Genomic DNA, 15334 nt, shown 5'->3' on the forward strand with positions numbered 1-15334 from the left:
GAAGGTTTTTATATCTTCTAACGAGCGTCATCTTGTTCTCATGCCCGACTTTGTGCGGGCTATTTTCATTCATTGTTCCAACAAAAATCGGAATTTCCTATTATATAAAAAAACAACAGAAATGTTGTAGTTTGTCTTGCTCTTTTTTATAGTCAAAGGAGGTAAGTATGTCAAAAACAAAATGGAAGCTTGCAGAGGTATTAAAGAAACTGATGAAAGAGAAGAGCCTTCATAAAATTACGATTCAAGATATTGTGGAAGAAAGTGGACTGACAAGACAGTCGTTCTATTATCATTTTCATGATATTTGTGAAATTATTGAATGGATTTGTAAAAATACTCTTTTAGAAAAGTGTGATGTGGAAGAAAAAACGCCGGATTGTTGGATCTATACACTTTTTGAAAATGCACATGCAGACAGAAATTTTTACAGGAAAGTGATTCGGGAATTTGGTCGGGAATTGTTGGAAAAAGCAGTTACAACTGATGTGGAAGAGCGCATGAAAAGAATGCTCTCTACTTATAAAATAGAAGAAAAAGAAGTGCTCACTTTTCTGACAACATCTCTTTTGAATTATGTGATCATAGTAGCGGAAACGTATGATGATAAGATTGGTCATGAGCAGATCGAACATATTCTTCTGTTTTTGAAAAATGGGATGCAGGAATATTGTCATAATCAGAACGATGTGCAATGTGCATAAAAATAAATTTTCAACAATCTAAAACTATACAAAATACATAAAGTGTATAATGACAAAAAATAAAAAAAGTGGTAATATGATTACAATAAGTAATGTGAAAAATGCTAAAAAGAAAAAGGAGGATGTATTCACATGGCAAAATATGTAATGGCACTAGATGCAGGAACAACGAGCAACAGATGTATTTTATTTAATGAAAAAGGTGAGATGTGCAGCGTGGCACAACGGGAATTCACGCAGTATTTTCCACAACCTGGATGGGTGGAACATGATGCAGATGAGATTTGGGCAAGTCAGCTTGGTGTAGCTGTGGAAGCAATGAATATGATCGGAGCAACTGCAGAAGAGATTGCGGCAATTGGTATCACAAATCAGAGAGAGACGGCGATTGTGTGGGATAAGAATACAGGGGAACCGGTATATCACGCAATTGTATGGCAGTGTAGAAGAACTTCTGAATATTGCGACTCTTTGAAGGAGAAAGGACTGACAGAAAAATTCAGAGAAAAGACAGGACTTGTCATCGATGCTTATTTCTCAGCGACAAAGGTAAAATGGATCTTAGATAATGTACCGGGAGCAAGAGAACGGGCGGAAAAAGGAGAGTTATTGTTCGGTACAGTTGAGACATGGCTGATCTGGAAATTGACAAAAGGTGCCGTGCATGTGACAGATTATTCAAATGCATCACGTACAATGCTCTTTAATATTAATACACTTGAATGGGATGATGAGATTTTGGCAGAATTGGATATTCCAAAATCAATGCTCCCGGAAGCAAAGCCTTCAAGCTGTATTTACGGGGAAGCAGATCCATCGTTTTTAGGGGGATCAATTCCGATCGCAGGTGCTGCAGGTGATCAACAGGCCGCTTTGTTCGGACAGACATGTTTTACTGCAGGAGAAGCAAAAAATACATATGGTACAGGATGTTTCTTATTGATGAACACAGGCGAGAAACCTGTTTTTTCAAAGAATGGCTTAGTAACAACAATTGCATGGGGACTGGACGGAAAAGTCAACTATGCACTGGAAGGTTCCATTTTTGTGGCAGGTGCGGCTGTGCAATGGCTGCGTGATGAGATGCGAATCATCGATTCTTCACCAGACTCTGAATATATGGCGAAAAAAGTAAAAGATACAAATGGATGTTATGTCGTACCAGCATTTACTGGCTTGGGAGCTCCGCACTGGGATCAATATGCGAGAGGAACCATCGTAGGAATTACACGTGGCGTTAATAAGTATCATATTATCCGTGCTACTTTAGAATCGTTGGCATATCAAGTAAATGATGTTTTAGAGGCGATGAAAGCAGATTCGGGAATTTCACTTGCAGCATTAAAAGTAGATGGAGGAGCAAGTGCGAATGATTTCTTGATGCAGACACAGGCTGACATTATTGATGCGCCGGTTAATCGTCCGCAATGTGTAGAGACAACTGCTATGGGAGCGGCTTATCTTGCAGGTTTGGCAGTTGGATATTGGGCAAACAAAGAGGATGTAATAAAGAACTGGGCGATTGATAAGACGTTCAAACCATCCATTACAGAAGAAGACCGTGCGGTTAGAATCAAAGGCTGGAATAAGGCTGTAAAATATGCTTACGGATGGGCAAAAGAAGATTAAGGACTGTGAAAAGTGAAAGGGGGATCTTTATATGTTACCATATATAGCTGAATTTTTAGGAACAATGATGCTCATCTTACTCGGAGATGGTGTTGTAGCCAATGTGACATTGAATAAATCCGGCATGAAAGGTGCGGGTTCGATTCAGATCACATTTGCCTGGGGACTTGCAGTTATGATACCAGCGTATATTTTCGGAGCAGCTTCTGGCGCATCTTTTAATCCGGCGCTCACGCTGGCGCTGGCGATTGATGGAAGCTTTGATTGGGCATTGGTACCAGGATATATTATTGCTCAGTTTGCAGGTGCGTTTGTAGGTGCCTGTCTGGTATATATTTTATTCAAAGAACAGTTTGATGCGACACCGGAACCTGCTGCGAAATTAGGAGCATTTTCTACAAGTCCATCAGTTCCGAATCTTCCGCTCAATATTTTGAGTGAAGCAATCGGAACATTCGTATTAGTATTTGCTATCAAAGGAATCGCAAATGTGGATGGAATTGCAGGAGGATTGGATAAATTCTTAGTATTTGGAATTATTGTATCAGTTGGTATGTCATTAGGTGGACTTACAGGATATGCAATCAATCCGGCGCGTGATATTGGACCTCGTCTAGCGCATGCGATATTGCCAATCAAAGGGAAAGGCTCTTCTAATTGGGGATATGCAATTGTTCCGTTGGTAGGACCGATTATCGGTGCGATTGTGGCAGTGCTTCTGTACGGAGCAATTCCGTGGTAAAGATAACAAAAATTGAATACCGCAAACGATAGGAGAAAAGAGTCAGGCGTTTTAGAATCGGGTGGTGCCCGAGTCTTTGCCTGACTCTGTCTTATTTTAGGTAAATTATAATTAAAAAGGAGATAGAAAAATGTATGATGTTATGATTGTAGGCGCAGGTGTTGTGGGCTGCGCAATTGCAAGAGAATTATCAAAGTATCAGGTGAATGCCTGTGTGGTTGAAAAAGATGAAGATGTATGTAATGGAACATCAAAGGCAAACAGCGCGATTGCACATGCCGGATTTGATGCAAAGCTGGGAACGCTGAAGGCAAAACTGAATGTAGAAGGAAATCTAATGATGGAAAAATTGTCAAAAGAATTAGATTTTCCGTTTAAACAAACAGGAGCGTTTGTTGTCTGTGTACGCGAGGAGGATAAACCAAAGTTACAGGAATTATACGACAAAGGTGTTCAAAATGGCGTGAAAGGACTTCGTATCCTAGATAAAGAAGAAACACATGAGATGGAACCAAATCTTACAGATCAGGTTGTTGCTGCGCTCTATGCACCGACATCCGGAATTGTATGTCCGTTTAATATGACGATTGCCTTTGCGGAAAATGCAGTTGAAAATGGCGTGGAATTTAAACTGAACACAAGTGTAGAGAACATTAGTAAGACGGAGAACGGTTATCTTGTGGAGACGTCGAAAGGAACATTTGAGACAAAAGCGGTTGTGAATGCTGCAGGTGTCTATGCTGATGAAATTCATAATATGGTATCCGAGGATAAGCTGAAAATTGTGGCAAGACGAGGGGATTACTGTCTATTAGATAAGACGGCGGGAAATCATGTGAGCCGGACAATTTTTCCGTTGCCAAATGAATTTGGAAAAGGAGTATTAGTGTCTCCTACAGTACATGGGAATCTGATTGTAGGACCGACAGCTATGGATGTAGAAGATAAAGGAGCAAATAACGTGAGACAGGAAGGAATTGATTTCCTGATGGAAAAAGCAGGAGAATCTGTGGCAAATCTTCCGATGCGTCAGGTGATCACTTCTTTTGCGGGATTGAGAGCTCGCGAGAGTAAGGGGGACTTTACAATCGGAGAAGCAAGGGATGCGAAAAACTTCTTTGATGCAGCAGGAATTGAATCACCGGGACTTACAAGTGCGCCAGCGATTGGAGTGATGGTTGCAACTATGGTGAAAGATGCACTGCAGCTTTCGGTAAATGAAAATTTTGTCGCACAAAGAAAAGGTGTTTTGAATCCGCAGACACTTTCAAAGGAAGAACGGGTGGCATTGATTAAAGAAAATCCAGCATACGGAAACATTATCTGCAGATGTGAAACGGTGACAGAAGGAGAAATTATTGACGCAATTTGGCGTCCTTTGGGGGCACGTTCATTGGATGGTGTGAAACGGCGGACAAGAGCAGGAATGGGACGTTGTCAGGCGGGCTTCTGTTCACCGAGAACGATGGAAATTCTTTCACGCGAACTGGAAATTGATATGGCGGAAGTGACAAAATCAGGCGGGGAATCAAAAATTATCGTAGGAATCAATAAAGATCATCTGTAGAAAGAGGAGGCATATACATGAAATCATATGATATTGTGATTGTAGGAGGTGGACCGGCAGGACTTGCTGCTGCGGCTTCTGCAAAGGAACACGGAATTGACAGCATCTTAATCTTAGAAAGAGACAAGGAACTTGGGGGTATTTTAAATCAGTGTATTCATAACGGGTTTGGACTTCATACATTTAAAGAAGAGTTAACAGGACCTGAGTATGCAGGAAGATTTATAGAAAAAGTGGAAGAACTTGGAATTGCATATGAACTCAACACGATGGTGATGGATATTTCAAAAGATAAGGTTGTCACAGCGATGAACCGAGAGGAAGGGTTGTTTGAGATTCAGGCAAAAGCAATTATCTTGGCAATGGGATGCCGCGAACGTCCTCGAGGTGCGTTAAATATTCCGGGATATCGCCCAGCTGGAATTTTTTCGGCAGGAACGGCGCAGAGACTGGTTAATATGGAAGGATATTTGCCGGGAAGAGAAGTTGTGATATTGGGCTCCGGCGATATTGGACTCATTATGGCAAGAAGAATGACGCTGGAAGGTGCTCATGTGAAAGTGGTTGCCGAGTTAATGCCATATTCCGGCGGATTAAAAAGAAATATTGTGCAATGTCTGGATGACTATGGAATCCCTTTGAAATTAAGCCATACGGTTATTGACATTGACGGAAAAGAGAGAGTCAAAGGCGTTACACTTGCTCAGGTAGATGAAAAAGGCAAACCAATCAAAGGGACAGAAGAATATATCCCATGTGATACATTGTTACTGTCAGTTGGACTTATCCCGGAAAATGAACTTTCAAGAGGGCTTGACATCGATATGGAACGAGTGACTTCCGGACTGGTAGTAAACGAGAGTCTTGAGACGAGTATGGAAGGTGTTTTTGCATGCGGAAATGTACTTCATGTACATGATCTTGTCGATTTCGTGTCAGAAGAGGCTGCTATGGCAGGGAAAAACGCAGTGAAATACATCAAGGGCGAGTTGGCAGTCGCTGACAAGAAAATTGATCTTGTACCGGAAGATGGTGTTCGATATACCGTTCCGAAATATATTCATCCGGAAAATATGGATGACAAACTGACGGTTCGTTTTCGTGTCGCAGGCGTGTTCAAAAATTGTTATATCAGTACATATTTTGATGGGGAGCGCATTATGAGAAGAAAACGTCCGGTTGTAGCACCTGGTGAAATGGAAGAGATCAAACTTACAAAAGAGCAGTTGAGCCAATATCCGGATCTGAAGAAAATAACCATAAAGGTTGAAAAGGAGTAGTGATAAGGATGGAAAAAAGAGAGTTGATTTGTATCGGATGTCCTTTGGGATGTATGGTTTCGGTGGAATTGGAAGGAAAGGAAGTAAAAAATGTGACAGGGAATACTTGTCCAAGAGGAAAGGTGTATGCGGAGAAAGAAGTGACGAATCCAATGCGGATTGTGACAAGCAGTGTTCGAGTAAGCGGTGGGGATAAAGTGTCTGTCTCTGTAAAAACGAAAAGCGATATTCCAAAGGGGAAAATTTTTGATGTTGTGCGGGACTTGAAAGATGTTGTGGCGAAAGCACCGGTAAAAATCGGAGATATATTAGTGAAGGATGTAGCTGAAACAGGGGTAGACATTGTTGCAACTGCAAATGTGAATCAGAAATAGAAATAAAGTCGGGGACGGAGTTTTGCTTCGTCCCTGATTACGTCTTGAATAATAAATATAAGTCGTGTATAATGAATTCGCATATTGAAAGTAAGATACCGGAGGCGAATCGTGAATAACAAAAATACAAATAAATTGTTAAATAAAATAGATAAAAATTATGAACAGATGAGTAAAGGACAAAAACTGCTGGCAGATTATATTTTGAAAAATTATGACAAGGCAGTATTTCTTACTGCTGCAAAACTTGGAAAAGTGGTGGGAGTAAGTGAGTCTACTGTTGTCAGATTTGCAACACAGTTGGGGTATCAAGGGTATCCGGGATTTCAAAAAGCACTAGAAGAGCTTGTGCGGAATAAATTGAACTCGATTCAGCGCATGGAAGTGACATATGGTCGGATCAGTCAGTCGGAGATTCTGGCATCGGTTCTTCAGTCGGATATCGAAAAAATCAAGCTTACACTTGCCAATATGGATCAGAATGCATTTGAGCTTGCTGTCGAGACTATTTTGAATGCAAAACGTATATATGTAGTGGGAATCCGAAGTTGTGCACCACTTGCTAATTTTCTGAGTTTTTATTTGAATTTAATTTTTGATAATGTGACATCGGTCCACACAAACAGCTCAAGCGAGATTTTTGAGCAGCTTATACGGATCGGGGCAGAGGATGTGATCATTGGCATTAGTTTTCCGCGGTATTCTATGCGCACGTTGAAAGCATTGGAGTTTGCGAGTAACCGAAAAGCAAAAGTGATCACACTGACAGATAGTGTACATTCTCCGATGACCTTATATTCGTCCTGCAATCTGATTGCGAGAAGCGATATGGCATCCATTGTAGATTCGCTGGTTGCGCCATTAAGTGTTGTGAACGCACTTGTGGTGGCATTATGCATGAAAAAACAGAAAGACGTCATTGCCACCCTTGAGACATTGGAACAAATCTGGGATGAATATCAGGTATACAGCAGTGATGAACTGAATCAGGTGGACGATTCGGTGTCACTCAATTTTAAAGAAAACGAGGAAGTGTAGATGAGTAAAGTACTTGTGGTAGGAGGCGGTGCGGCAGGAATGTTTGCCGCAATTTTTGCAGCCTACAATGGAAATGAAGTTCATATTTTTGAAAAGAACGAAAAACTTGGAAAGAAGCTGTTTATCACAGGAAAAGGGCGCTGTAATATTACAAATGCAAGTGATATGGATACGTTGTTTGCCTCTGTGGTGACAAACCCTAAATTTTTATACAGTAGTTTTTACGGTTATGACAATCAGAATGTGATTGAATTTTTTGAAAGAATCGGTGTGAGAACAAAGGTTGAGCGTGGAAACAGAGTATTTCCGGTATCAGATCACTCATCGGATGTCATCGGCGCATTGACAAAAGAATTGCATCAGCTTGGCGTTTTAATCCATCTGCATACAGAAGTGAAAAAGGTTGTCGGTGAAGACAGATTTGAATACTTGGAAACGAAGGATGGAAAAAAGATTACGGGAGACGCATGTATTGTTGCGACAGGTGGATTTTCTTATCAGACGACCGGATCGACGGGAGACGGATATCGTTTTGCAAAAGAAACAGGGCATCAAGTTACTGATATTATGCCAGCGCTTGTCCCGTTGGAGCTTAAAGAAACTTACGTAAAAGAACTTCAGGGGTTGTCGCTTCGGAATGTGACCGCAGCGATATATGATGGAAAGAAAAAGTTGTATGAAGATTTTGGTGAGATGTTGTTTACACATTATGGAGTGAGCGGACCTTTGATGCTCAGTGCGAGCAGTTATATCGGAAAGCAGTTGAAAAGAAGTGAACTGAAATTGGTTATTGATTTGAAGCCGGCATTGTCTTTTGAACAGCTGGATCAAAGAGTGCTGAGAGACTTTGAAGAGAATAAGAATAAGCAGTTTAAAAATGCTGTTACCAAGCTGTTTCCGGGAAAATTGCTCCCGGTGATGCTTAAGTTAAGTGGTATTGATGTTGAAAAAAAGGTGAATCTGATATCCAAAGAAGAGCGCCACCAATTTGTACATTTGATGAAAAATTTTACATGGACTATCACAAGGCTGAGAGATTTCAACGAAGCGATCATCACAAAGGGCGGAGTGAAGGTGAAAGAGATCAATCCTTCTACAATGGAGTCAAAATTGGTAAGCGGGCTCTATTTTGTCGGGGAGGTATTGGATTTGGATGCGCTGACAGGTGGATTTAATTTACAGATTGCATGGTCGACAGCGTATGCAGCGGGAAGCAGCATTTTTTAAAATAGGAGGAGAAAAATGGGATATAATATAGCAATTGACGGACCGGCTGGTGCGGGAAAAAGTACAATAGCAAAAAGAGTGGCAAAAGAGTTGGGATATGTATATGTAGATACAGGGGCAATGTATCGGGCGCTTGCAATCTATTTTCTTAATCAGGGGCTTGGTACAGATGACACAGAAAAGATTGCGGAAGTATGTAAACATGCGGAAGTGACTCTGCAATATGAAGACGGCATGCAGCAGGTATATTTGAATGGTGAGAATGTGACTGGTTTTTTGCGGGAAGAATTTGTTGGAAATATGGCTTCTGTCACATCAGCGATTCCAGAAGTGCGGGCGCAACTTTTAGAATTACAAAGAGAGATGGCAAGAACAAAAGATGTTGTCATGGACGGAAGGGATATCGGGACAAATGTGCTGCCGAATGCAGAGGTAAAAGTATACTTGACGGCAAGCGTGCAGACAAGGGCGAACAGAAGATATCTGGAGCTGTCAGAAAAGGGACAGGAATGTAATCTTGAAGACATTGCGCGGGATATCGAAGAGCGGGATACAAGAGATATGAACCGCGAAACTGCTCCATTGAGACAGGCGGAAGATGCTGTGTTGATTGACAGTTCCGATATGAGTATTGATGAAGTGGTGGAAGCAATTAAAAATCTTTGCAAATAGAGGTGTGTATGACAAGACAAGGCGGAAAGAGAAAGCTGCTTGTTATCCTGCTCATTTTTTGGATGGGAATGATTTTCTTTTTTTCGGCGAAACCAGCGGTACAGTCTGAAAAGATGAGCACTTCGGTAGGAAAAATAATTGGGAGAATAGTGGTACCGGAATTTGAAAAGTGGAGCGGAAAGAAACAAGATGCATTCGCGAAGAAGATAGACTTTGCAGTGAGAAAAAGTGCCCATGCATGTGAATATGCAGCACTTAGTGTATTGTTTTTTGTGAACTATAAAAAGAAAACCAGAAAGATAAAACAGATTGCAGGAATGAGTGTGCTAAGTACTGCTCTGTATGCAGTGACAGATGAGATTCATCAGTTATTTGTGCCCGGAAGGAGCGGGCAGATTACAGATGTGATCTTAGACAGCTGCGGTGGATTGATCGGAGCAGTTCTGTCGGCAACCATATTATACCTGATAAGAAAGAGGAAAAAAGATGGAAGTTAGACTTGCAAAAACAGCAGGATTTTGTTTTGGGGTAAAAAGAGCTGTGGAGACGGTGTATGAACAGGCTCAAAAACGAAGTGATGTGAAGATATATACTTATGGTCCGATCATCCACAATGAAGAGGTCGTCAAAGATATGCGAAGCAAGGGTGTTGAGGTGATTTATACACAGGAGGAACTGATGCAGTTGCAAAGTGGTGTGGTGATCATTCGCTCTCACGGTGTCGCAAAAGAAATTTATACGATCTTAGAGGAACGAGGCTTGATTTGTGTAGATGCAACCTGTCCGTTCGTAAAAAAGATTCACCGTATTGTTGAAAAAGAGAGTGTGGAAGGGAAGCATATTGTAATCATAGGTGATGAGTCACATCCGGAGGTGCAGGGAATCAAAGGATGGGCAGAAAACGATGTCACAGTGATTAAAACTGTGGAAGATGCAGAAAAATTTCATGTTTCTTCAGATGTAAAAGTGTGTGTTGTGTCTCAGACGACATTTAATTACAATAAATTCAAATATTTAGTTGAAATTATTTCTAAAAAGAGTTATGATATAAGTGTTTTAAATACAATTTGCAGTGCAACAAAAGAAAGGCAGGAAGAAGCTGATCAGATTGCAAGAAAAGTGGATGCTATGATCGTAATTGGAGATAAACATAGTTCCAACACGCAAAAGTTATTTGAAATATGTGATAAAGCATGTAACAATACGTACTATATACAGACACTTGACGATTTGAATATGAATCAATTAAAGTCGGTAAAAACGGTAGGTATTACAGCTGGGGCATCAACGCCCAAGAATATAATTGAGGAGGTTCAAAATAATGTCAGAATTAACTTTTGAACAAATGTTAGAAGAGTCTTTTAAAACAATACGTAATGGAGAGGTTGTAGATGGAACTGTCATTGATGTGAAACCAGATGAGATCATCTTGAATATAGGCTACAAAGCAGACGGTATCATTACTCGCGGTGAGTATACAAACGAACCAAACGTTGATTTGACTACAGTTGTATCCGTAGGTGATACAATGGCAGCAAAAGTATTGAAAGTAAATGACGGCGAAGGACAAGTGTTGTTAACGTATAAGAGATTAGCAGCAGAAAAAGGAAATGAACGATTGAAAGAAGCTTTTGAGAACAAAGAAGTATTGAAAGCAACAGTAGCTCAGATTCTTGGAGGAGGATTAAGTGTTGTTGTGGATGAAGCAAGAGTATTTATCCCTGCAAGTTTAGTATCTGATACTTACGAAAAAGATCTTAGCAAATATCAAGGTCAGGAGATTGAGTTTGTTATCAGCGAATTCAATCCAAGAAGAAACCGTGTGATCGGTGACAGAAGACAACTTTTAGTAGCTGAAAAAGCAGAATTACAGAAAGAATTATTTGCTAAATTAAAAGTCGGAGATGTTGTGGAAGGCACAGTGAAGAATGTTACAGATTTTGGTGCATTCATCGACCTTGGCGGAGTAGATGGATTACTTCACATTTCTGAGATGTCATGGGGAAGAGTAGAGAACCCGAAAAAAGTATTCCAGGTTGGAGATACTGTAAAAGTTCTTGTAAAAGAGATTAACGATACAAAAGTTGCATTGAGCTTAAAATTCCCAGAGACAAATCCGTGGGCAAATGCTGCTACAGATTTTGCAGTAGGAAAAGAAGTGACAGGAAAAGTTGCAAGAATGACAGATTTCGGTGCATTTGTAGAATTGGCTCCAGGTGTAGATGCATTATTACATGTATCTCAGATTTCAAGAGCACATGTTGAAAAACCTTCAGATGCATTATCAGTAGGTCAGGAGATTACAGCAAAAGTAGTTGATCTGAACGAAGCAGAGAAAAAGATCAGCTTGAGCATGAAAGCACTTGAGCCTGAGACAGTTGAAGCAGAAGAAGGGACAGCAGAATAAAATATATCAGTAAATAAATAGTGCATAAATAGAGACTACAAGTAGTCTCTATTTATTTGCATGTGTTTATGTGAAAAAAATGTCAAAAAATGAAAGGAAGGAATGTGCGAATGGGATTACTAACATTCAAAGGCGGTATCCATCCAAATGATGGGAAAAGTCTTGCAAAAGACAAGGCGATTGTTACAGTGATGCCGAAGGGAGATTTGATTTATCCGCTTTCTCAGCATATTGGCGCACCGGCAAGTCCGATTGTGTCAGTAGGAGACCATGTACTGAAGGGACAAAAAATTGCGGAAGCAGGGGGATTTGTTTCTGCTCCGATACATGCTTCGGTATCAGGAACAGTGAAAGCAATTGAGCCACATTTTAATCCAACAGGTTCAAAAGTGAACTGTATTGTTGTAGAAAATGACGGAGAGTATCAAGAAGTACAATATGCTCCGGCGAAACCCCTTGATGAACTTACAAAAGAAGAAATTTTAAATCTGATTAGTGAAGCCGGAATTGTTGGTATGGGGGGGGCAGGTTTCCCGACAAAAGTAAAACTTTCTCCGAAAGAACCTGAAAAAATTGAATATGTGATAGCAAACTGTGCCGAATGTGAGCCGTATATCACTGCAGACTATCGAAGAATGCTTGAGAATCCGGAAGAACTTGTCAGTGGAATGAAAGTAGTATTAAAATTGTTTGACAATGCAAAAGGAATTTTTGGGGTCGAGGATAATAAACCGGATTGTATTGCAAAACTAAAGGAACTGACAAAAGATGAGCCTCGCATGGAAGTCCTTGCGCTGAAAACGAAGTACCCACAAGGTGCAGAACGTCAGCTTATTTTTGCAACAACAGGAAGAGCCATTAATTCCAGCATGCTTCCGGCAGACGCAGGTTGTGTAGTAGACAATGTTGAGACATTGATCGGAATCCACCATGCAGTGATAGATGGCAGACCGGTTATAGAGCGTATCGTAACGGTCAGCGGAGATGGCGTTAAAGAACCTGGCAACTTTAAAGTGCTGTTTGGAACAAATCAAAGAGAACTTGTAGAGGCTGCGGGAGGATTTTTGGGTGAGCCGGAAAAAGTAATTTCAGGAGGACCGATGATGGGATTTGCCATGTTTACTCTGGATACTCCAATCACAAAGACTTCATCCTCTATTCTTTGTCTGACAAAAGATGAAGTTGCTGCAAATGAGCCGAGTGCATGCATTAATTGTGGACGCTGTGTAGAAGTCTGCCCAAGTCGCATTATACCGTCAAGATTGGCTGATTTTGCAGAACATCACAATGAAGAGGCATTTACGAAATGGGAAGGACTTGAATGTGTGGAATGCGGTTCATGCAGTTATGTCTGTCCTGCGAAGCGTCAATTGAAACAGGCAATTGGTTCCATGAGAAAAATTGCACTCGCAAACAGAAGGAAAAAATAAGAAAAAATAAAGGAAGAGGTGAACTAAGGTGAGTGAACAGTTTAATATATCGTCTTCACCACATATACGTTCCAAGGTTACTACGAGCAATATTATGATGTTGGTAACAATTGCCTTGTTGCCGACTACTATATTCGGTGTATATAACTTTGGATTATCAGCGCTAGGTGTAGTGTTAATAACAACAGGAACAGCGGTGCTGACAGAATATCTTTATCAAAAATTAATGCATAAAAAGGTGACTATTCAGGATTTTAGTGCGGTAGTAACAGGTCTTCTATTGGCGCTGAACTTGCCGCCGACAGCACCTTGGTGGATGTGCGTACTTGGAAGCGTGTTTGCTATTTTAGTTGTAAAGCAACTGTTTGGCGGATTGGGACAGAATTTTATGAACCCGGCGCTTGGCGCGAGATGCTTCCTGCTGATTTCGTTTACAGGAAGAATGACAACATTTGTATATGACGGTGTATCCGGTGCGACTCCGCTTGCACAGTTAAAAGCAGGCGAAAGTGTGAACACATTTGATATGCTGATTGGAAATACTGCAGGTACGATTGGTGAGACATCTGTAATTGCGATTATGATCGGGGCTATTTTCCTTCTTTTAATGGGGGTGATTGACCTTAGAATTCCGGGTACATATATTGTGACATTTGTTATTTTTATTATTTTGTTTGGTGGACATGGATTAGACCCACAGTATATCACGGCACATCTTTGCGGTGGAGGGCTGATGCTTGGAGCCTGGTTCATGGCAACGGATTATGTGACGTCGCCGATTACAAAAAAAGGACAGATTGTATATGGCGTCTGTCTTGGATTGCTAACTGGTTTGTTCCGTTTATTTGGCGGTTCGGCAGAAGGTGTGTCTTATGCGATCATCTTTAGTAACCTTTTAGTACCATTGATCGAGAAGGTTACTCTTCCAAAACCATTTGGTAAAGGAGGAGAAAAATAATGAATAAAATTATTAAAAACACATTGATTCTTACTGCGATAACGCTGATTTCCGGTTTGTTGCTGGGAATGGTCTATGAGATTACAAAAGATCCAATCGCGGCATCTCAGGAGAAAGCAAGACAAGAAGCGTACAAAGCAGTTTTAAAAGAAGCGGATAGCTTTGTAGACTACGCTGATTTTGATGAGAAAGAAGCTGCAAAAGCAGTGAAAGATATTTCCGGATGTACGGTAAATGGAGTTGTAGAAGCAAAAGATAAGTCGGGTGAGACAATCGGCTATGTCGTGACGACGACATCCAGTGAAGGATATGGTGGAGATATTCAAATTTCAGTCGGAATCGGAAATGACGGAGTTGTGGAAGGCGTGGAAATTTTAAGTATCAGCGAGACAGCGGGACTCGGAATGAAAGCGACTGAGGCGAAATTCCGTGATCAGTATGTCGGAAAAACTGTGGAAACTTTCACAGTTACAAAAACAGGTGCAAGCTCAGACGAAGAAATTGATGCGCTCAGCGGAGCTACGATCACTTCAAATGCGGTGACAAACGCAGTAAATGCAGGACTTGCATATTTTAATCATGTAATAGGAGGTAGTGCAAATGAATAAATGTATGGAAAGACTTTACAATGGTCTGGTAAAAGAAAACCCTACCTTCGTTTTAATGTTGGGAATGTGTCCTACATTGGCTGTTACAACATCTGCAATTAATGGTGTGGGAATGGGTCTGACGACAACGGTCGTTCTGGTAATGTCAAATATGCTCATTTCTATGCTTCGTAAAATTATTCCGGATTCGGTTAGAATGCCGGCATTTATCGTTGTCGTTGCATCTTTTGTTACAATTGTACAGTTTCTTTTGGAAGGGTTCATTCCGAGTCTTTATGACTCACTTGGACTTTATATTCCATTGATTGTCGTAAACTGTATCATCTTAGGACGTGCAGAAAGCTATGCCTCTAAGAATCCGGTTTTTCCATCTATCTTTGATGGAATCGGTATGGGGCTTGGATTTACGATTGGACTGACGAGTATCGGAATTGTCCGTGAAGTAATCGGAGCAGGACAGATTTTTGGAAAACAGATGATGCCGTCTTCCTATGAACCTGTGACTATTTTTATTTTGGCTCCTGGGGCATTCTTTGTTCTGGCAGGGCTTGTTGCAATTCAAAATAAAGTGAAGAGAAATGCAGCAAACAAAGGAAAAGAAACAGTGAAAACCGGATGTGGTGAAGGCTGTGCTTCATGTGGAAACAGTTCATGTGGAGGCAGAATATTTCCAACAGGAAATGAAGAATAGGAGGAGT

16 protein-coding genes are annotated in these 15334 nt (G+C 40.8%); all 16 read left to right on the plus strand.

The genetic code is table 11. The features are described 5' to 3' along the window. Window positions 1-167 precede the first annotated feature (167 nt). Window positions 168-704, plus strand: coding sequence for a TetR family transcriptional regulator (locus tag ACTQXY_RS10435; protein WP_441659395.1), 537 nt, complete (start codon window positions 168-170; stop codon window positions 702-704). A gap of 132 nt (window positions 705-836) precedes the next feature. Then, window positions 837-2333 (plus strand): glycerol kinase GlpK, encoded by a 1497-nt coding sequence (gene glpK / locus ACTQXY_RS10440; RefSeq protein ID WP_441659396.1) that lies wholly within the window; start codon window positions 837-839, stop codon window positions 2331-2333. 31 nt (window positions 2334-2364) lie between these two features. Further along, entirely contained in the window at window positions 2365-3075 is a 711-nt protein-coding gene (locus ACTQXY_RS10445; protein WP_004613798.1) for an MIP/aquaporin family protein, read from the plus strand. 130 nt (window positions 3076-3205) lie between these two features. Next, window positions 3206-4642, plus strand: a complete 1437-nt coding sequence (locus tag ACTQXY_RS10450) for an FAD-dependent oxidoreductase (RefSeq protein ID WP_441659397.1) — start codon at window positions 3206-3208, stop codon at window positions 4640-4642. 17 nt (window positions 4643-4659) lie between these two features. Further along, window positions 4660-5922 carry an FAD-dependent oxidoreductase gene (locus ACTQXY_RS10455; protein ID WP_441659398.1) on the plus strand — a complete coding sequence of 421 codons (1263 nt, stop codon included), beginning with the start codon at window positions 4660-4662 and terminating at the stop codon, window positions 5920-5922. Window positions 5923-5930: 8 nt separating this feature from the next. Continuing rightward, entirely contained in the window at window positions 5931-6296 is a 366-nt protein-coding gene (locus ACTQXY_RS10460) for a DUF1667 domain-containing protein (protein WP_441659399.1), read from the plus strand. A gap of 111 nt (window positions 6297-6407) precedes the next feature. After that, on the plus strand, window positions 6408-7334 hold the full coding sequence (locus ACTQXY_RS10465) for a MurR/RpiR family transcriptional regulator (protein WP_441659400.1): 927 nt from the start codon (window positions 6408-6410) through the stop codon (window positions 7332-7334). Next, the gene (locus ACTQXY_RS10470; protein WP_441659401.1) at window positions 7335-8561 is read left to right on the plus strand and encodes an aminoacetone oxidase family FAD-binding enzyme; all 1227 of its coding nucleotides are present in this window, start codon (window positions 7335-7337) and stop codon (window positions 8559-8561) included. Window positions 8562-8576: 15 nt separating this feature from the next. After that, a complete protein-coding gene (gene cmk / locus ACTQXY_RS10475; RefSeq protein ID WP_441659402.1) occupies window positions 8577-9233 on the plus strand; it encodes a (d)CMP kinase in 657 nt (218 codons plus the stop codon). Between the two features lie 8 nt (window positions 9234-9241). Continuing rightward, window positions 9242-9730: a VanZ family protein gene (locus ACTQXY_RS10480; RefSeq protein ID WP_441659403.1), complete on the plus strand. Its 489-nt coding sequence runs from the start codon at window positions 9242-9244 to the stop codon at window positions 9728-9730. Further along, window positions 9720-10574: a 4-hydroxy-3-methylbut-2-enyl diphosphate reductase gene (gene ispH / locus ACTQXY_RS10485; RefSeq protein ID WP_441659404.1), complete on the plus strand. Its 855-nt coding sequence runs from the start codon at window positions 9720-9722 to the stop codon at window positions 10572-10574. The genes ACTQXY_RS10480 and ispH overlap by 11 nt, the downstream gene beginning before the upstream one ends. Further along, the gene (rpsA, locus tag ACTQXY_RS10490; RefSeq protein ID WP_441659405.1) at window positions 10555-11640 is read left to right on the plus strand and encodes a 30S ribosomal protein S1; all 1086 of its coding nucleotides are present in this window, start codon (window positions 10555-10557) and stop codon (window positions 11638-11640) included. Before ispH ends, rpsA begins: the two co-directional genes overlap by 20 nt. 110 nt (window positions 11641-11750) lie before the next feature. After that, a complete protein-coding gene (gene rsxC / locus ACTQXY_RS10495) occupies window positions 11751-13070 on the plus strand; it encodes an electron transport complex subunit RsxC (RefSeq protein ID WP_441659406.1) in 1320 nt (439 codons plus the stop codon). A gap of 28 nt (window positions 13071-13098) precedes the next feature. Further along, window positions 13099-14028 (plus strand): RnfABCDGE type electron transport complex subunit D, encoded by a 930-nt coding sequence (locus ACTQXY_RS10500; RefSeq protein ID WP_022250398.1) that lies wholly within the window; start codon window positions 13099-13101, stop codon window positions 14026-14028. Continuing rightward, the gene (locus ACTQXY_RS10505; RefSeq protein ID WP_441659407.1) at window positions 14028-14636 is read left to right on the plus strand and encodes an RnfABCDGE type electron transport complex subunit G; all 609 of its coding nucleotides are present in this window, start codon (window positions 14028-14030) and stop codon (window positions 14634-14636) included. Before ACTQXY_RS10500 ends, ACTQXY_RS10505 begins: the two co-directional genes overlap by 1 nt. After that, a complete protein-coding gene (locus ACTQXY_RS10510; protein WP_441659408.1) occupies window positions 14629-15327 on the plus strand; it encodes an RnfABCDGE type electron transport complex subunit E in 699 nt (232 codons plus the stop codon). Before ACTQXY_RS10505 ends, ACTQXY_RS10510 begins: the two co-directional genes overlap by 8 nt. The last annotated feature ends 7 nt before the right edge of the window (window positions 15328-15334 follow it).

This window comes from Faecalimonas sp. LCP19S3_D12 (assembly GCF_052121495.1).
Lineage (GTDB): Bacteria > Bacillota > Clostridia > Lachnospirales > Lachnospiraceae > Faecalimonas.